The 17651-nt window shown below is 66.0% G+C and carries 16 protein-coding genes; 3 read left to right on the top strand and 13 right to left on the bottom strand.

Features of this window, described 5'->3' with window-relative positions; genetic code table 11:
- Positions 1–179 precede the first annotated feature (179 nt).
- Genes PSV26_RS15265 through mutS form a run of 3 tightly spaced genes read right to left on the bottom strand, consistent with a single transcriptional unit; the run spans position 180 to position 4416 of the window.
- A complete protein-coding gene (locus PSV26_RS15265; RefSeq protein ID WP_300516071.1) occupies positions 180–1010 on the bottom strand; it encodes an alpha/beta hydrolase in 831 nt (276 codons plus the stop codon).
- On the bottom strand, positions 1010–1837 hold the full coding sequence (locus PSV26_RS15260; protein WP_300571912.1) for a proteasome-type protease: 828 nt from the start codon (positions 1835–1837) through the stop codon (positions 1010–1012). Before PSV26_RS15260 ends, PSV26_RS15265 begins: the two co-directional genes overlap by 1 nt.
- A gap of 29 nt (positions 1838–1866) precedes the next feature.
- Positions 1867–4416 carry a DNA mismatch repair protein MutS gene (mutS, locus tag PSV26_RS15255; protein WP_300571922.1) on the bottom strand — a complete coding sequence of 850 codons (2550 nt, stop codon included), beginning with the start codon at positions 4414–4416 and terminating at the stop codon, positions 1867–1869.
- Positions 4417–4818: 402 nt separating this feature from the next.
- Between mutS and PSV26_RS15250 the strand changes: the two genes are divergently transcribed.
- Genes PSV26_RS15250 through PSV26_RS15240 form a run of 3 tightly spaced genes read left to right on the top strand, consistent with a single transcriptional unit; the run spans position 4819 to position 7820 of the window.
- Positions 4819–6171 (top strand): NAD(P)/FAD-dependent oxidoreductase, encoded by a 1353-nt coding sequence (locus PSV26_RS15250; RefSeq protein WP_300571910.1) that lies wholly within the window; start codon positions 4819–4821, stop codon positions 6169–6171.
- A 20-nt stretch (positions 6172–6191) separates the two neighbouring features.
- Positions 6192–7004, top strand: a complete 813-nt coding sequence (locus PSV26_RS15245) for a 1-acyl-sn-glycerol-3-phosphate acyltransferase (protein ID WP_300571908.1) — start codon at positions 6192–6194, stop codon at positions 7002–7004.
- A 39-nt stretch (positions 7005–7043) separates the two neighbouring features.
- Positions 7044–7820 (top strand): glycosyltransferase family 2 protein, encoded by a 777-nt coding sequence (locus PSV26_RS15240; RefSeq protein WP_300516059.1) that lies wholly within the window; start codon positions 7044–7046, stop codon positions 7818–7820.
- 10 nt (positions 7821–7830) lie between these two features.
- Here PSV26_RS15240 and PSV26_RS15235 read toward each other — a convergent pair whose 3' ends face one another.
- From PSV26_RS15235 to PSV26_RS15190, 10 genes are all read right to left on the bottom strand, one after another.
- Complete coding sequence (locus PSV26_RS15235; protein WP_300516057.1) at positions 7831–8631, bottom strand: class I SAM-dependent methyltransferase; 801 nt, start codon at positions 8629–8631, stop codon at positions 7831–7833.
- A 253-nt stretch (positions 8632–8884) separates the two neighbouring features.
- Positions 8885–9616 (bottom strand): 3-oxoacyl-ACP reductase FabG, encoded by a 732-nt coding sequence (gene fabG, locus PSV26_RS15230; protein WP_300516054.1) that lies wholly within the window; start codon positions 9614–9616, stop codon positions 8885–8887.
- Positions 9613–10143: a hotdog family protein gene (locus PSV26_RS15225; protein WP_300516052.1), complete on the bottom strand. Its 531-nt coding sequence runs from the start codon at positions 10141–10143 to the stop codon at positions 9613–9615. The genes fabG and PSV26_RS15225 overlap by 4 nt, the downstream gene beginning before the upstream one ends.
- On the bottom strand, positions 10137–10964 hold the full coding sequence (locus PSV26_RS15220; protein ID WP_300516050.1) for a beta-ketoacyl synthase chain length factor: 828 nt from the start codon (positions 10962–10964) through the stop codon (positions 10137–10139). Before PSV26_RS15220 ends, PSV26_RS15225 begins: the two co-directional genes overlap by 7 nt.
- Before the next feature lie 7 nt (positions 10965–10971).
- A complete protein-coding gene (locus PSV26_RS15215; protein WP_300571920.1) occupies positions 10972–12165 on the bottom strand; it encodes a beta-ketoacyl-[acyl-carrier-protein] synthase family protein in 1194 nt (397 codons plus the stop codon).
- A gap of 74 nt (positions 12166–12239) precedes the next feature.
- Entirely contained in the window at positions 12240–12941 is a 702-nt protein-coding gene (locus PSV26_RS15210) for a phosphatase PAP2 family protein (protein WP_300571906.1), read from the bottom strand.
- Positions 12938–13708 carry a polysaccharide deacetylase family protein gene (locus PSV26_RS15205; RefSeq protein ID WP_300571919.1) on the bottom strand — a complete coding sequence of 257 codons (771 nt, stop codon included), beginning with the start codon at positions 13706–13708 and terminating at the stop codon, positions 12938–12940. Before PSV26_RS15205 ends, PSV26_RS15210 begins: the two co-directional genes overlap by 4 nt.
- 25 nt (positions 13709–13733) lie before the next feature.
- A complete protein-coding gene (locus tag PSV26_RS15200) occupies positions 13734–16088 on the bottom strand; it encodes an MMPL family transporter (RefSeq protein WP_300571904.1) in 2355 nt (784 codons plus the stop codon).
- Positions 16085–16690: a LolA-related protein gene (locus PSV26_RS15195; protein ID WP_300516042.1), complete on the bottom strand. Its 606-nt coding sequence runs from the start codon at positions 16688–16690 to the stop codon at positions 16085–16087. Before PSV26_RS15195 ends, PSV26_RS15200 begins: the two co-directional genes overlap by 4 nt.
- Entirely contained in the window at positions 16683–17588 is a 906-nt protein-coding gene (locus PSV26_RS15190; protein ID WP_300516303.1) for an acyl-CoA synthetase, read from the bottom strand. Before PSV26_RS15190 ends, PSV26_RS15195 begins: the two co-directional genes overlap by 8 nt.
- Between the last annotated feature and the right edge of the window lie 63 nt (positions 17589–17651).

Below are 17651 nucleotides of genomic sequence, written 5' to 3'. Positions count from 1 at the left end.
CCCTTCTCTCGCCCAGCGGGGCGAGGGAAGGGCGGGGGGTTGGGAGTGGGGAGTTGAAACTACTGTCGAGAACGGACTGCAGGCGCAGCGTGATGCCTGAAAACATCCCGCCAACGCCGCAACTCAACACGCATGGATTGCGGGTCAGGCCCGCAATGAAAAATTTCATTCGGGGCTGATTAGCCCATCAGGTTGCGCAGGGCCGCTTCAATGGCTGCCGCCGTGGCCACGGGTTTTTCCATCGGGAACAGGTGGCTGCCGTCAAGCATCATGATGCGGCCTTTGGTGACCTTTTCGGTCATGGCCATGCCCACCTGTTTCATCTCGGCCGACTGGCGCCCGCCGATAAAGGCCACCGGGCACTTGAGCGGATGGCGCTTGAGCAGGCCCTCGAGGTTGTGGGGCAGGGTGTTGTAGATGGCGGTTTCCACGTCGCGGTCGAAACTCAGCAGGCGCTGGCCGCCGGCGTCGTGCGTGCCGTGTTCGATGTAGTCCAGCAGAACCTGTTCGTCCCAGCGTGCAAAGGATTTCTTGCTGCGGAAATGCGCCAGCACCTCGGTCTGGCCCAGCCACTGGTGCCGGCGTTTGCGGCTGATGGCGCCGGGCGAGATCGAGCCGACCAGCTGCGCACGTTTGGCCACGCTCAGCGCGGCGGCACGCCAGCCGCCCAGGATGGGCGAGTCGATCAGCAGCACACCACGCACCGGCAGGCCGCCGAGCACGGGGTTGCGGGCGGCGCACATCAGGCTCAGAAAACCCCCCAGTGAATGGCCCACCAGGAAGGCCGCCTGGCCGGTTTTTTCGACCTGTTCGCTGGTGAAGTCAGCGAGCTGCTGCACCAGGTGCGGCCAGTTGCTGGTGACCGGGTAACGCGGGTCGTGACCGAATTTTTCAATCGCTTTGACCTGGAAGCCGCGCGCGCGCAGGCCCTGGAACAACACGCCGTAGGTGCTTGCGGGAAAGCTGTTGCCGTGGGAAAAAACGATGAGGGGTTTGGTGGAGGCGGGCACTAGATCAGTTTTTCTTCAGGCGAGGTGATTTTTTTCAGGGGCTGGTTGCGTGTCAGCGGTGTCAGCAGCGGCACCTGCGTTTCGCCGCCGGTCCACATCGGGTCTTCGATGCTGTCAAAAACTTCGCGCAGCTTTTTGCCCCAGTTGTTGTGCAGCATGCGGAAGTAGGGGTTCTCATGGTCGATGCAGACCACCTTGTCGCTTTGCAGCGAGTTGACCTCGTAGACCACCATGTCCAGCGGCAGGCCGACGGACAGGTTGGACTTGAGGGTGGAGTCCATCGAGACCAGCGCGCATTTGGCGGCTTCGTCCAGCGGTGTTTCGGGGGTGATCACGCGGTCCAGCACCGGCTTGCCGTATTTCGATTCGCCGACCTGGAAGTAGGGCGTCTCGGGCGTGGCTTCGATGAAGTTGCCGGCTGAGTAGACCTGGAACAGGCGCATCGCCTCGCCGCGAATCTGGCCGCCGAAGATCAGCGAGACATTGAACTCGACGCCCGCGTGTTTGAGGTCGTCGGCATCGCGCTCGTGCACGCGGCGGATCGCCGCGCCCAGCACGCGCGCCGCGTCGAACATGCTTTTGGCGTTCCAGATGGTGATGGGCGGGCCGCCTTCCGGGTCCTTGAGCTGCTCGATCTGCAGGATCTCGCGCACCGACTGTGAGATCGACAGGTTGCCGGCCGACAGCAGCACCATGAAACGGTCGCCCGGCTTTTCATAAATGATCATCTTGCGGAAGGTGCTGATCTGGTCCAGCCCGGCGTTGGTGCGGGAGTCGGAGAGAAACACCAGGCCGGCGTTGAGTTTGATGGCGACGCAGTAGGTCATGGGGGGCAATCGTGAGGGGGTGGGGCTGCTCAGGCGGCAGCGATTTTTTTAAGTTGATAGAGGGCGTCCAGCGCTTCGCGCGGGCTCAGCGCATCGGGGTCGATGCCGTGCAGGGCTTTTTCCACCGCGCTGGGCTCGGCGGCGGGCTGCTCGGGCGGTGCGGCGAACAGGTCGACCTGGGCGCGGCTGGCGGTCTGCTGGGTTTCCAGCGCATCCAGCGCATGGCGCGCGTGGTTGACCACCGCAGCCGGCACGCCGGCCAGTTTGGCCACCGCAATACCGTAACTCTTGCTGGCCGGGCCGGGTTCGATGTGGTGCAGGAAGACGATGTCGGCACCGGACTCGACCGCGCTGACATGCACGTTGACCGCGGCATGGTGGCGCGCAGGGAACTCGGTCAGCTCGAAATAATGGGTTGCGAACAGGGCGAAGGCCTGGGTCTTGTTGTGCAGGTGGGCGGCAATGCCTCCGGCCAGCGCCAGGCCGTCGAAGGTCGATGTTCCCCGCCCGATCTCGTCCATCAGCACCAGCGAGTGCGGTGTGGCGGCGTGCAGGATCTGTGCGGCCTCGGTCATTTCCAGCATGAAGGTCGACTGCGCGTTGGCCACGTCGTCGGCCGCGCCGATGCGGGTGTGGATGGCATCGATCGGGCCCAGGCGGCAGCCGCTGGCCGGCACATACGAGCCCACACTGGCCAGCAACACGATGAGGGCCACCTGGCGCATGTAGGTCGATTTACCGCCCATGTTGGGGCCGGTGATGATCTGCATGCGGCTTTTGCCGCTCAGGCTGCAGTCGTTGGCGATGAAGGCGCCGCCGCTGGTTTCCGCCAGCCGCGCCTCGACCACCGGGTGCCGGCCCTGGTTGATGTCTATGCAGGGCTCCTTCACAAACACCGGGGCGGTCCAGTTCAGTGTGAGGGAGCGTTCGGCCAGCGCGCACAGGGCGTCCAGGCTGGCCAGCGCGCGCGCCAGGCGGCTCAGCACCGGCACAAAAGCCTGCAGCTCATCGAGCAGTTGTTCGTACAGCCATTTTTCTCGGGCCAGCGCTCGTTCCTGCGCCGACAGGGCCTTGTCCTCGAAGGTCTTGAGCTCGGGCGTGATGTAACGCTCGGCGTTTTTCAGGGTCTGGCGGCGCCGGTAGTCGCTGGGTACCTTGTCGAGCTGGCCCTGGGTGACCTCGATGTAAAAGCCGTGCACCTTGTTGAACTGCACACGCAGGTTGGCGATGCCGGTGCGGGCCTTTTCGCGGCCTTCGAGGTCGAGCAGGAAGTCGTCGCAGTTGGTCTGGATCGCGCGCAGCTCGTCGAGGTCGGCGTCGCAGCCGTGGTTGATCACGCCACCGTCGCGGATCAGCGCAGCGGGCTCGTCGAGCAGGTAGCGCTGCAGCAGGGCGGCGCAGGCGGGTGGCGCCTGCAGGTCTGTAAAAATAGTGGTCAAAAGTGCCGGAAGCCCTTGCTGGTTGGGCGCCAGCAGCTCCGTTTTTTGTAGCGTGTCGCGCAGGGCAATGAGCTCGCGCGGGCGCACCTGGCGCAGCGCGATGCGGGCCGTGATGCGTTCAACGTCGCTGCTGCCCTTGAGCCGGGCGCGCAGTGTCTGCTGCAGGCCGGTGCGCAGGGCGGTGATGGCTTCGAGCCGCGCTGCCGCCTGGCTGCGCTCGCGCCGGGGGTTCAGCAGCCAGCTTTTAAGGGCGCGGCTGCCCATGCCGGTGGTGCAGCTGTCGAGCAGTGAAAACAGGGTGGGCGCGTCCTCGCCGCGCAGGGTCTGGGTCAGTTCCAGGTTGCGCTGCGTGGTCTGGGGCAGCTCGATCAGTTCGCCCGAACGCACCACCTGCAGGCTGTGCACATGGGAAAGCGCGCGGCCCTGTGTGTGTTCGGCATAACCGAGCAGCGCAGACGCCGCCGCGTGGGCCTCGGGCAGGGCCTCGGCATTCCAGGAGGCGAGCGAGGCCACCTGCAGCTGCGCCAGCAGGCGGCGTGCGCCCAGCGCGCTGTCGAATTGCCAGGCCGGGCGGGCGCTGACGGCGCAGCGGTGTACCTTCAGGCGCTGCTCGAAGGCGGGCGTGACATCGACGTTGTAGAGCAGTTCACTGGGGGCGATGCGGGCGATCCAGGCCTCGAGCTCGTCGCTGGCGCAGTGCGCCAGGTGGATTTCGCCCTGGGTCACGCTGAGCCAGGCCAGGCCGCAGGTGTTTCGCCCGCCCTGGTGCACCGCCAGCAGGATGGATTCGGTCTTGTCGCTGAGCAGCTCGGTGTCGGTCAGGGTGCCGGGCGTGACCACCCGCACCACCTTGCGCTCGACCGGGCCCTTGGCGGTGGAAACGTCGCCGACCTGCTCGCAAATCGCCACCGACTCGCCCAGCTTGATCAGTTTGGCGAGGTAGCCCTCCAGCGAGTGGAAGGGCACGCCGGCCATGACCACCGGCTCGCCGGCCGACTGGCCGCGCCGCGTCAGCGTGATGTCCAGCAGGCGCGCGGCTTTTTCGGCGTCGGCATAAAACAATTCGTAAAAGTCGCCCATGCGGTAGAGCAGCAGCGTGTCGGGGTAGTCCGCCTTCAGGCCCAGGTACTGGACCATCATGGGCGTGTGTTTTCCGGTGCCGGCGGTGGCCGGATCGGGGATGTCAAGGGTGGGTGGGGGAAGGTTCACGGGGGTTTCAGGCAAGGGCAGTAAAAGGCTGAATACACGGGTGAACTCAGGGTGGCTGCAGCGGCTGGCAACGGGGGACCAGGAAAATAATAGCACTTGCCGGCCTGTCCGCTGCCGCGGCCTCGCGGAAACTGCCCCATGGCTGCCCCAGACGAAACAAGGCGAGCCCGCGCGCCGAGTTGTAAAGCCTGAAAGATCAGACATTTCACTACAAAAGCGGGCGACAGCCCGACGTAGACTCAAAGGGTCTGGGCTCGCCTTGCGCGCCTACCCTCCCCCTATTTGCCCTGGCAGGTTTCAGACAAGCGCGCCAACGTCCAACAAGGAAGATCCATGACCGAGCTGAATTCACCGGCCACCGCTGACCCCGTCGTCCAGGGCGAATGTGATGTGCTGGTCATCGGCGGTGGTCCGGCGGGTTCCACGGCGGGGGCGTTGCTGGCCCAGCGGGGCTACAAGGTGGTGGTTCTGGAGAAAGAGCATCATCCGCGCTTCCACATTGGCGAGTCCCTGCTACCTGCAAATCTTCCATTGTTTGAAAAACTCGGGGTGGCGGATGCTGTCCGGGCCATCGGCATCGAGAAATGGGGCGCCGAGTTTGTGTCGCCCTGGCACGACAACAAGAGCCAGACCTTCATGTTCGGCGACGCCTGGGACAAGTCCATGCCGTTTTCCTACCAGGTGCGGCGCTCCGAGCTTGACGAGATCCTGATACGCAATGCGGCCCGGCGGGGCGCCGAGGTGCTGGAGGGTTGCAGGGTGCGCGAGGTGGCTTTTGCGGCCGACGGCAAGGGCGCCACCGTACACGCGCAGCATGAGGACGGCCGCCTGCACGACTGGCGTGCCCGGTTTGTGGTGGACGCCTCGGGCCGCGACACCCTGCTGGGCAAACAGTTCGACATCAAGCGCCGCAACCCCAAACACAACAGCTCGGCCCTGTATGCACATTTCACCGGCGCCACGCGGCACCCGGGCCAGGCCGAGGGCAACATCACGATTTTCTGGTTCGACCACGGCTGGTTCTGGTTCATTCCGCTGGCCGACGGCGCCACCAGCATCGGTGCGGTTGTCTGGCCTTATTACCTCAAGAGCCGCAACAAGCCCGTAAAGGACTTTTTTCTCGACACGATTGCGATGTGTCCGGCACTCGGCGAACGGCTGGCCCATGCGACGCTGTCGTCCGAGGTCGAGGCGACCGGCAACTTTTCCTACGCCTGCGAGCGCACCTATGGCCCCAATTACGTGATGATTGGTGACGCGTTCACCTTCATCGACCCGGTGTTTTCGTCGGGTGTCATGCTGGCCATGCAGGGCGGTTTTGTCGGTGCCGACACGGTCGACACCTGCCTGCGCGAACCGGGGAAAGCCGAAGCCGCGCTGGCGCATTTTGACCGCCAGGTGCGCAAGGGGCCAAAGGAGTTTTCGTGGTTCATCTACCGCGTGACGAACCCGGCCATGCGTGACATGTTCATGGGGCCGCGCAATGTGTGGCGCGTGAAGGAGGCCTTGCTGTCCATGCTGGCGGGCGACATTTTCGGCAAGACGCCGATCTGGGGTTCCCTGGCGGTGCTCAAGGCAATTTTTTATATCTCCTCGGCCCTGAACTACAAGCGCACCCTGCAGGCCATGCGCATGCGCAAGGCCAATATCCGCGTGGTCGAGGACGCCGCGTCCGCGGCGCGCTGAGACCGGCAGGCGCAGACACCATGGACCACGAGTCGAATGCCCTCCTGACCGAGCCGCTGGTGCTGCCGTCGGCCCGCCGCGCCCTGCATGAAACCGCCAGGCTGCATCTGGGCTACCTGGTGCTGGGCTTGATCAGCCTGCTGGTCACGCTGCTGGCCTTTCCCATGCGGGCACTGCTGCCGCGGGTGATGAGCAAACGGCTGGGCCGCAGGCTGGTGACCGTGGCAACGCGGCGCTACCTGCGGTTTCTGGTGCTGATCGGGGCCGCCCGCTTCGACCTGTCGGAGCTGGACGCGCTGCGGGATGCGCCGCCCATGGTTATCGCGCCCAACCACCCGTCGCTGCTCGATGCGGTGATGATTCTGTCGCGCCTGTCGGGTGCGGGCTGCATCATGAAGGCCGAACTCGTCAACAGTGTTTTTTATGGTGCGGGTGCGCGGCTGGCCGGCTACATCCGCAACACGCCGCTGCGTACCATGGTGCAGCTGGCGGTGGACGATCTGCACCAAGGCAGCCATCTGCTGCTGTTTCCCGAAGGCACCCGCACCACGCGCTTTCCCGTGGGCCGCTTGCAGGGCACGACCGGGCTGATAGCCAAAAGTGCGGGTGTGCAGGTGCAGACGGTGTTTATTGAAACCAGTTCCGGTTTTCTGGGCAAGGGCTGGCCGCTGCTGCGAGCCCCTAAAATGCCCATCACTTACCGGGTTCGTCTCGGCAAGCGTTTTGATCCGCCGCAGCACACGGCGCGTTTCGTCAGTGAGCTCGAGCAGTATTTCCAGTCCGAGCTGGCGCACGCGCAGTTGCCCGGCTTTCCCGTTTCACCGCCGGCCTGAACATCGTGGCCTGGCGTTTCCTGTCCAGGTTCTCTCACGATGACTGTTTCCGCTCCCGGCGTGTTCCGCACGCATCTGGTCCTGATACCGAGCTACAACCCCGGGCCGAAGGTCTATGAAACCGTACGCGCGGCCCGCGCGCAGTGGACGCCGGTCTGGGTCGTGGTGGACGGCAGCACCGATGACAGCGTGGCAGGGCTGCAGGCCATGGCGGCGCAGGACGAGGGATTGCGGGTGGTCGTGTTGCCGCACAACGTTGGCAAGGGGGCGGCGGTGCTGCACGGGCTGGACCTGGCGGCGTCCCAGGGGTTCAGCCATGTGCTGACCATGGATTCCGACGGTCAGCACCCGGCCCATCTGATTCCGCAATTCATGGCCGCCTCGAGTGCGCAGCCCGAGGTCATGGTGCTGGGTATGCCGGTGTTTGCCGCCGACGCGCCGCGTCTGCGCGTCAATGGCCGCAAGGTCTCTAACGGCTGGGCCAACCTGGAAACCCTGTGGGCCGGCATCGGCGACTCGTTGTTCGGCTTTCGGGTCTACCCGATCGCGCCGCTGCGGCGCGTCATGCACGGCCAGCGCTGGATGCGGCGCTTCGACTTTGACCCGGAGGCTGTGGTGCGCATGTGCTGGCTGGGCGTCAAGCCCGTCAACCTGCCGGCCACCGTCAAATATTTTCGCCCCGACGAAGGCGGTGTCTCGCACTTCAACTACCTGCGCGACAACCTGCTGCTGAGCTGGATGCATTCGCGCCTGTTTCTCGGCTTTCTGCTGCGCCTGCCGGTGCTGCTGGCGCGGCGCTGGTCCGGGCACTCTTGAGGGACCCCGCTCAGGGCGCCCGCTTCTCGGCGGCAGGCGGTAAACCGGCGGTCCCGGGCTTGATCGCCTGGTACTCGGAAAACACGCCCACTTCCAGGTGTTGTTTGACCTGCACCAGCCCGGCTGCGCTCAGCGTGGCCATGACTTGTTCCGGCGGGACGCAGGCTTCTATGCTGTCCCAGTAGTAACGCCAGATCGTGGCGGTCTCCTTCTGCCGGGATACAAACCGTGTCAGCAGCGGTATCACCCCCCGCATATAGGTCTTGAGAACCCACTGTCCCAGCCCGCTTTTGGCCTGGGTGATTTCGAGGATGCACAGTCGGCCACCGGGTTTCAGTACCCGTTGAAATTCTGCAAACGCCACCCCCAGGTCGCTGATGTGGCGAAGGGCATACCCCATGCACAGGAAATCAAAGTGATTGTCGGGAAAAGGCAATGATTCGGCCCGGCCTTCCACCAGCACCATGGTCCCGGGCAGCTTGCTGGCCGCCAGCATGCCGGGGCTGGGATCAATGCCGGTGACCAGTGCCGGGTCGCCGGCCAGAAGGCAGGCCTGGGCCGCAACCAGGCCGGTGCCCACCCCTACATCCAGCACCCGCATGCCCGTTTTCAGGCCGCCGCGAATGAGGGCCTGTCGCCGATAGCGAGAACCGGTACCCCAGGCCAGCATGGCCTCGATGCGGTCGTAGTCGGCAGCGGTGTTGTCAAAAATCCGGCGTAAATAGGCTTGCCTGTCCTGCTCGGTCCGGTAGTAATCGGTGAGTGGCCCATGCGGTGCATGTGCCGCAGCAACAGGTTCGGAATTTTTCATGGGGTGGTCACCTTTCAGGCTGGAACGTCAGCTGGGCGCGCGGCTGGAGGGGCCGTCAAGGGTGCGTGCTGGCAAGGCACAGGGAGGAACAGGCGGATGCCTGCGAGGAAGGGCAGCGCGGCCAGCGTGTCCCGGGGGCAACTCGGTCAGCGCGCTTGTGCGCTCACCCCGCGGGCAATGGCCTTTGACGCTGCATCAGCCAGCTTCAGACCCTTTCGGCCGGGCGTCAATCAGACAAGGGCTGGTTTCGGGGTCAGATCATGCCGCCATTGATGGAAATAACCTGGCCGCTGATGTAGGCCGCCCGTTCCGAGGCCAGAAAGCCGACGAGGTCGGCGACTTCCTCGGCCTTGCCGGCGCGTTTCATGGGCACCATGCGGTCGATGACGTCCTTGCCGAAGGCGCCCTGGGTCATGGCGGTGTCGATGATGCCGGGGGCCACGGCGTTGACCGTGATGCCACGGCTCGCCACTTCCAGCGCCAGCGACTTGGTGGCCGCGTGCAGGGCGCCCTTGGCGGCCGAGTAGTTGACCTGCCCACGGTTGCCGGCCACGGCCGCGACCGAGGTGATGGTGATGATGCGGCCCCAGCGGGTACGGATCATGGGCATGGTCAGCGGCTGGGTCACGTGGAAAAACCCATTGAGCGAAACGTCCAGCACGCGCTGCCACTGCGCCAGTTGCATGCCGGGGAACACCGCATCGTCGTGGATGCCGGCGTTGTTGACCAGCACCTGGATGGGGCCGCCGTCGAGCAGGGCTTCCAGGGCCTGGGCGGTGGCTGCAGCATCGGTCACATCAAAAGCGACGGCCTGGGCCTGGCCGCCCTGGGCCACGATGTGGGCGGCGACAGCCTGCGCTGTGGCCAGGTGGCGGTTGGCGTGGACGATGACCGAAAAGCCGTCAGCCGCCAGGCGCCGGCTGATGGCGGAGCCCAGGCCGCCGCTGCCGCCGGTGACCAGAGCGCGTTTGAGGGGTGGGTTCATGGGGGTGTCGCCGCTGCAGCGGTCGGTGGGGTGGAGGAGGGCAGCGCCAGCGCCGATGCATCGAGCACCACCACGGCGCGGCCGCTGAGCAGGGGCTGGTTGCCGGCCTGCACGGTAAAGCTGTACAGCACGGTGTTGTCGTCGCCCGTCAGCCGGTCGGCGCGGATGCTCAGTTCGCCTGCAACCGTGTCCAGCCGTTCGACGAATAGCGTGACGCTGCGCATGCTGGCCAGGTAGCCGGCGCGCGGCGGCGTGTTGGCGCTGTTCGTGCCGGCCAGGGCTTCGGCCACCAGCGTACCGTGCACGGCCATGGCCTGCGCGGCGTACTCCACGCCGCAGGCTGCACCGAGCCGGTCGTGGGCCCGCAGTGGATGGTCTGGCGCGCGGTGGCTGCTGGCCTGGCAGATGATGTGCTGGGGGTCCCAGGCGGTGACGCTGTCCAACAGGCACATGGCGCCCTGGTGAGGGATGCGGCGCGCGATGTCCGCGTGTCGCAGCGTGGCGGGAAGATGCGCAGTGCTCAGCATGGTCCCACCTGCACGGACAATTGCAGATCATCGAGGTAATCAATCACGACGCTGCCGGCTTCCTGCGTGGCCACACTGCGCAGCAACGGCAGGCAACGGGCCGCGGGAATGCTGGCGCGCAGTTGCTCCAGCGCGCTGTCGGCCATGGCGGTGGCGCCGGCGCCTGTGAGGCAGGCCGGTGCCAGGGTCCACCGGGCCAGGCTGCGCTCGCTGCGTTGCGGAGCCAGCACCAGCGCCACGCCGAAGGAGTCCGGCAGCGGCCGCACGCCGTGCAGTGGTTCGGGGTAGTCGGTGTCGTAGGCGACCAGCAGGACGGCCGTCTGATCGACCGCCGCCTGGGTCACCGCTTCGAGCAGGCCGGCTGCAAAACTGCCATCGTAGGCACACAGCACGGAGGATGTCGCCATGGAGCCGCTGGAAATGCTCCAGTAGCCGGAAGAGGCGTTGTGCACCGAATTGTGGAAACGCGTGGGAGAGATCAGCCGGTCAGCCGAGGCCAGCGCACTGCAGATTTCATGGCAATTGATGGCATCACCGCTCGACGATGAAAAGACCGAGGGCAGCTCGGCCGCGGACAGGCCCGAGGCCGCCACGGCTTCCTGGCCCACGGCCAGCGAGACCTTGACCACGGCGCCCGCGCGCCGGCGTTCGGCCGGAGGCAGTGCCATGGGCAGCGGCAGCACGCAGCGTACCGCCTCGTAAGGAGCGCTGCCGGCCAGGTGTTCGCGCCCTGGCGTCCAGCCCGACAGGCCCGGGCCCAGCAGGCCGATGCCTTCGACATAAACCGTGAGGGACGGCGCAACTGATACGGGGTGTGTCATTGTCGTCTTACCCGGCACGGCCAAAAATCAGGCTGCAATTGGTGCCGCCGAAACCGAAGGAATTGCTCAGGACGCGCCGTACGGGCTGCTCCACGTTGTGCAGCAGGTAGTTCAGGGGCAGGGCCGGGTCCAGCGCCTGCGTGTTCAGGCCGGCCGGCATCAGGCCATGCTGCAGGGCCAGGGCGCAGATCACCGCCTCCAGCCCGCCCGCCGCGCCGAGGGCATGGCCGGTGGCACCCTTGGTGGAACTGCAGGGCGTGGCCGGACCAAACAACGCCGCCACCGCCCTGGTTTCGGCCGCGTCGTTGCTCGGCGTGGCCGTGCCATGCAGGTTGATGTAGTCGATGTCCGCTGCATCAAGACCGGCCATCGCCAGGGCGTCCTGCATGGCCATGCGCGCACCCAGACCCTCGGGGTGGGGCGAGGACATGTGGTGGGCGTCGCTGGATTCACCGAAGCCCAGCAGCAGAACCGCGTCGTCGCTCAGATGTTCCGGCAAGGGCTCGAGTAGCGCGAAAGCGGCCGCCTCGCCGATGGAAATCCCATCGCGTTCAACATCAAATGGCCGGCAGGCCTGGGAGGAAGTCAGGCCCAGGGAATTGAAACCATACAGTGTCGTCAGGCACAGCGAATCGACGCCGCCAACCACCGCGGCATCAATCAGGCCGGCCGCCATCATGCGGCGCGCCGAGGCAAACACCTTGGCGCTGGACGAACAGGCGGACGAGACCACCACCGCCGGACCGGCCAGGGCCAGGTGGTGGCGCGTGAAGTCGGCCACCGAGAAAGTGTTGTGGGTGGTCCGGTAGGCGAAATCGGGAGGAAAGGCGCCGGTGGACGGGTCGAGCCGGCGGTAGGCCAGCTCGGTCTGCAAGATGCCGGAGGTGCTGGTGCCGATGAAGATGCCGATGCGGTGCGCACCGTATTTCTGGCTGGCGGCGGCCACGGCCTCGGTAAAACCGTCCTGCGTCAGACCCAGCAGCGCGAGGCGGTTGTTGCGACAGTCGAACGCTGCCAGCGGTGCAGGAAGCGCCACGGCATCCACTCCCGTCACCTCGCCGACAAAGGTGGGCAGATCGACCGTGTCAAACGCACAGGGCACGAGGCCGCCGCGCTCCTCGCGCAAGGCGCTGAGGGTTTGCTGAAGGCCGCGACCGATGCTGCTGGTCGCGGTGAAATGGGAGAGCCAGAGCGGGTTCAGAAGAAAACTAGCCGATCTAAAAGTGAAGTCATGTTAGCAAATCAAGCAGTTGCTTTGGGGGTGGCGGCGGACAGTCAGGCAGCGAGGTAGGGACGATGGTGGTCGGCGCGGGTGCGCACCACGTGGCGAAGGGACAAACAGGCGGTGGCGGTTCCCAGCAGGAGCCCGGCCCACATATCGACCGCCACATGTTGGCGAGTGGCGACTGTGGAGTAAACGATGCCGATGCACCACAGCGCATTGAGCAGCCGTGCCCATGGCGGCGCGCCAAAACGGCGCAGCAGGTGATGCAGCCAGAAGCCTGAAAAAACGGCGGTGGCGACATGCAGGGAGGGGCAGGCGTTGCCCGCGGCATCCATGTTTTTGAGGAAATCCACCCCCGGGTACAGGCTCCAGTCGATGTCAGCCACTGGAACGGTCGTTGGCCAGAAATAGAAAATGACAAGCCCTGTCAGGCAGGTGCCGGCCATGGTCAGGCTGTACAGATAGAGTTCGCGCCGGCTCGCGAGGAAGGCCGGCGGCAGCGACACATACACCCACAGGGACACATACAGCGACAGGGCCATGGGTTCGAAGCCGATCAACCGGTCCAGCCAGGTGACCGGCATCACCGTGACGGGATAGGCCGGGTGCTTGAGCACATAAAAATAGGCGGCAAAAAACACCGCGATAAAAGCGGGGATGCCTATGCTTTTCAGGAGTACGTCACGGGGCACCAACTGTGCGGCCTGGCGGTACCAGGGCAGGGCTTGCCGGTTGACGGTGGGCCTGCTCATGCCAGGGCCTCGGACAGGGTCACCGGCTTGAGGCGGGCCGCCGCAGCGGACGCCAGCACGGCGGGCAGCACCTCGAGGATCACCGGAATGCCAGCTGGCGTGCGGGCGGCGTTGCCGTCGTGCAGCAGCACGATGGCACCGGCCTTCAGGCCACGCAGCAGTTTGTGGGTGACGCGCCCTGCGTCGCCGACCCGGGTGTCGAAACCGCGTACCGACCAGCTGGCCAGGCGCAGATCCATGCGGGCGAGCACCGGCTCGAGAAAGGGGTTGCGCAGACCGGCCGGCGCGCGGAAAAAGCGTGGTCGCCGGCCGGTGATAGCGACCAGCGTGTCCTGCGCGGCCTGCAGCTCGCGCATCATGCCGCGCGGGCCCATGACGGAAAAGTGGTGGCGATGGTGCTGGCTGTGGTTCTCCACCGCGTGGCCGCGGCGAACGATCTCCCGGCACAGCTCCGGGTGACGCGCGGCCTTGTCACCAATGCAGAAAAACGTGGCCCGGGCGGCGTAACGGTCCAGCAGGTCGAGCACCTGCGGCGTGACCTGCGGGTCGGGCCCGTCGTCGATGGTCAGGGCGATTTCGTTCCTCGCTGTCGCGGCCTCGGGCAAGCTCGACCAGTTTGGACCCAGCCAGTGGCTGCGTGGCCACAGTCCGACCCCTGCCAGCAGCGCGTGGTTGGCGACGACGACGGCCAGTGCCCAAGGCCACAGCGCGGGGGCCACCACAACAGCTACCAGCGCCAGCCCATGCACCACGAAGGAGATGCGCATCAGCGGGCTGGCGTGCCAGCGCAATTCAGCCTTGGGGCGCACGGGGCTGCCTCGCAAAAATCGCCGCATACACCAGTGCCAGTATGACACCCGGCGCCACCGTGGCGCCCATGGCCTGCAGGATGGAAATTTTTGAAAATGCCAGCAGGCCAAACCCCGCGACGGTGGTGAGGTTGGCCAGCGCCATCGAGGCCAGGGTGCGGTGCGAAATGGGGGCGAAAGGGTCGGCCCGGTCGAAAAACAGCGCGTAGTTCGACCCCACCGCCACCACCAGCAGCAAACCCACCAGGTGCAGAATGATCAGCGGCTGGCCGGCCAGGGCCAGCCCCGCCGTGACCGTGATGACCGAGGCGGCCAGAGGGGCGATGACGCGCAGGACACGCGTTGGTGAGCGGAAGACCAGCAGCAGCAGGACGACGATGGAGAGCAGCCCGCCCAGCGACAGCAGCGTGGCTTCGCGCAGGTAGCCGGAATACAGGCGGTCCGATTCGGCTTTCATGTCCACAAACAGCACATCCGGCGAGTCGCTGCCCAGCGCCGCCCGAATCCGGTCGGCCTGGATGCCCGCGCCTTCCGGTGCCCGAAGCGGCAGCAGCGCCGTCCAGCCACCGCGCGATGGCTGGAGCAGCAGCGCATCCACCGCCATGGCCAGGGAGGTCTGTTCGAGGTCGGCCGCCTGCAGCAGGGACCGGCTGCGGCTGGTCTCGACGTCGGCCAGAAAGGGGGTGAACACCTGGGCGCGCACCGGCAGCCCCTGCACCGCCTGCGCCAGGCGCGGCCGCAAGACCTCTGCCGACGGCAGGCTGGCCTGGCGCGCACGCTGTGTCGCTGTGCTGGGAAGGTAGCGGCTGGGGCTTTCGAAACCCGCAAGTTGGCCCTGGTCCACCTGCGTCTGCAGCAGCGCGGACACCCGCTCGGAAGACACCAGCACCGATTCGCGGCTGGCGCCGGAGATCACCACGACGTAACGCACATCGGGGGCGCCCATGTCGGCGCGCAGGCTTTCGTCAAGGGCGATGTCGGCTTGTGACACCGGGCTCAGCGAGGAAATTTTTTCGTTGAGCAGCGTGTCGCGGTGGGTCGCGAGGACGGCACAGGCCGCCAGCAGCAGTATGGCCGCCGGCCAGCGCAGCACTGCGGCGCGCCGCGTGAGCTGGCTCAGCACGCGGCCGATCGCCGAGACGTCGTGGATGCGGAACTTCGCCGGCAGCAGGTGAGGCAGGACAAAACGTGTCATGACCGCGGCGGCCACCAGCCCGGCAATCGCATACAGGCCAAGCTGCGCCAGACCCGGAAAACCCGACAGCAGCAGCGAAGCAAAGCCGAAGATCGAGGTCAGCACACCCAGCCGGATCGTCGGCCAGAAGCGCCTGACCCAGCTGTCCGGTCCGGCGTCGGCCTGCTCGGATTGCACAAACAGGTAGATGGAATAGTCCACCGCCTCGCCGATCAGCGCGGTGCCGAAACCCAGCGTGATGCCGTGCACCGCGCCGAAGCCGAGGCTGACGGCGGCCACGCCGGCCAGCACACCGCTGAGGACGGGCAGGAAACCCAGCGCCAGCGCGGTCGCCGAGCGGTACACCAGCAGCAGCAGCGTGGCAATGATCACCACGCTGATCAGCGAGAGGCGGCTGACCTGGGTTTTGATGGCGTCGCGCGAGGTCACTGAAAAGACACCGGGCCCGGTCATCACCAGCCTGGCGGCAGCGCTGTCCCGGCGTGCCGTGTCGAAGGCCTGCTGGATGGCGGCCATCGCGCTTTGCTGCGCATCGGTGTCGGAGCCCGCGGCGCGTGTCTGCATCAGCATCAGGGCGCGGGCGCCGTCGCGTGACGCCCAGGTGCCGCCGACCAGGCGCGGCTGCGTGCCAGCGTCCAGTTGCCCGAGCAGTTGCACCATTTCGCCGGTCGGGTCGCGCGGCAACAGCGACTTGACCATCAGCCCGGCCGGTGAGGCCAGCAGGTCTATGCTTTCGGCCAGGGCCGCGTGCAGGCCGTCGGTGCTGAAGCGTTCCGGGGTGACGAGCGGGCTGAGCAGGTAGCGGTTGTTGAACAGGTAGGTCTGGTCGCGGTCCTTGTTGACGGGCTCGCCGTTGTTGACAGCGACAAAAGCCGGGTCGGCGCGCAGGCTGCGGGCCATCTCTTTGGACAGGCGGGCGAGGGCTGGCCCGTCCTCTCCCTCGATGCCGACCAGGATCAGGCGGGAGGCCAGGCCGTCTTTCAACTGGTCCATCAGGAGTTGCTGTTCAGACGTCGGGTTGCGCGGCAGAAAGGCCGACAGGTCCGTGGTGATCTGGGTACGGCTGATGATGGCGCCGCAGACCAGCAAGAAGCCCAGCCACAGCCAGACCGGCAGAAACTGGCGGCGAAGCAAGCGATTCATTTTGCAGCCAGCTTGTCGATCACCATGACCGAGCGGTCCTTGTCGGTCTGCTCGATTTCAATGGTCCGGACCTCGGCGTGGCTGCCAGCGATGCGGATGCGCTGCACCACTTCCAGCATTTTTGTTTCGATGGGACGCAGGGTCAGCGTCCAGCGTTCCTCGGAACCTTCGAGGTCGAGGTTGTAGACGCGCCGCAGGGCGACCATGTCACCCGCCAGGGTGCCGCGTATGCTTTCGGTAAACGCCACCAGTTCCGGGTAGTCCTGCAGGCGCAGCACCATGCGGCGTTTGCCGCGCTCGACGGTGAGGCTGCCGCCTTCAATCAGCAAAGACTCCGGCCGCGGCTTGAGTGTGCGTTTTTCCAGCCGGTCGGGCGCGGTGTAGAGCAGTTCGCCGGACGACTCCACGGGGGCCTCGAGCAGGGCGATGTATTTCCTTTCGACAAAGCTGGCGCGGCCCGATTTGTTTTTCGCCAGGCCCTGCATCAGCTGGGTCACATCCCAGGCGGCGAAGGCGGGGCTGCTGCCGAGGGCCAGCAGCAGGCTCGCTCCGGCCAGCCAGATCTTGCGTGATGGGGTCGCCGGGCGTGGTGTATCAGTCATGGGGTCGGACCGGGTTGGGCGCAGGTGACGATTCGCCAGCCTGCCAGAAATTGAAAAAATTGAACCAGTTGTAGGGTGCCGCGCGGCAATGCTGCTCCAGCAGTTCGGCGTAACGCACCATGGCCGCCTGCACCGCTGCTTCGCGCCCGCCCGCCGGGATGTTGGAGAAATCGGCCAGCGTTTCAAAATGGATATCGTAGCGATTGCCCCCGCCATACAGGCCGACCATGAACAGCACCGGTCGCCGCAGGATGGCGGCCATGCGAAACGGCCCCACCGGAAGCTCGGCGGACTCGCCGAGAAAGGGCACGGGCCGCGTGCTGTCCCGGTTCAGGCAGCGGTCTGCCAGCATGCCGACCACGCTGCCAGCCTCGATCAGTTCGTGGACGCGCAGCATCGAATCCGCATGCCCGAGTGCCACGATGTCCTGCTGCGCCGCCGGGTTGATGGCGCTCAGGGCCGCATTGATCTTGCGCGCGTTCTCCTCGTACATCACCATGGCCACGCGCAGGCCCGGTTGCCGCCGGCCGATCGCGCGCAGCACCTCGAAACTGCCGACATGCGCGCCCATCAGAAACACACCTTTGTGGTCCGCCGTGAGTTCGGCCACGAGGTGCTCCTGGTGGATGCGGATGTCAAACAGGCTGAAGCGGTCGTTGATCAGGTAGACCCGGTCGTGGATCACGGAGGCGAAACTGAAAAAATGCCGGAACACATGGCGCCAGGCGACCCGCGCTCCCGTCGGCAGTGCCAGCGCACGGTACAGGTAGTCGCGCGATGCGCGGCGGGCGGACGCGTTGGCCACCAGAAAGTAGGCGGCAATGCCGTACAGCACCAGGCGGCCCGCGCTGCGGCCCAGGCGCAGCGAAATCCAGGTCATCACGCGCAGCATCAGCATGTTGCTGCGCTCCGGGCGGTCCCGCCAGGTGGCCTGGCGATGCGCGCTGGACGGACCGGTGGG

The sequence above is a fragment of the Polaromonas sp. genome, assembly GCF_029945685.1.
Lineage (GTDB): Bacteria > Pseudomonadota > Gammaproteobacteria > Burkholderiales > Burkholderiaceae_C > Polaromonas.
Note: the sequence above shows the minus strand (reverse complement) of the source record. Positions and strands in the feature narration are given on the sequence as shown.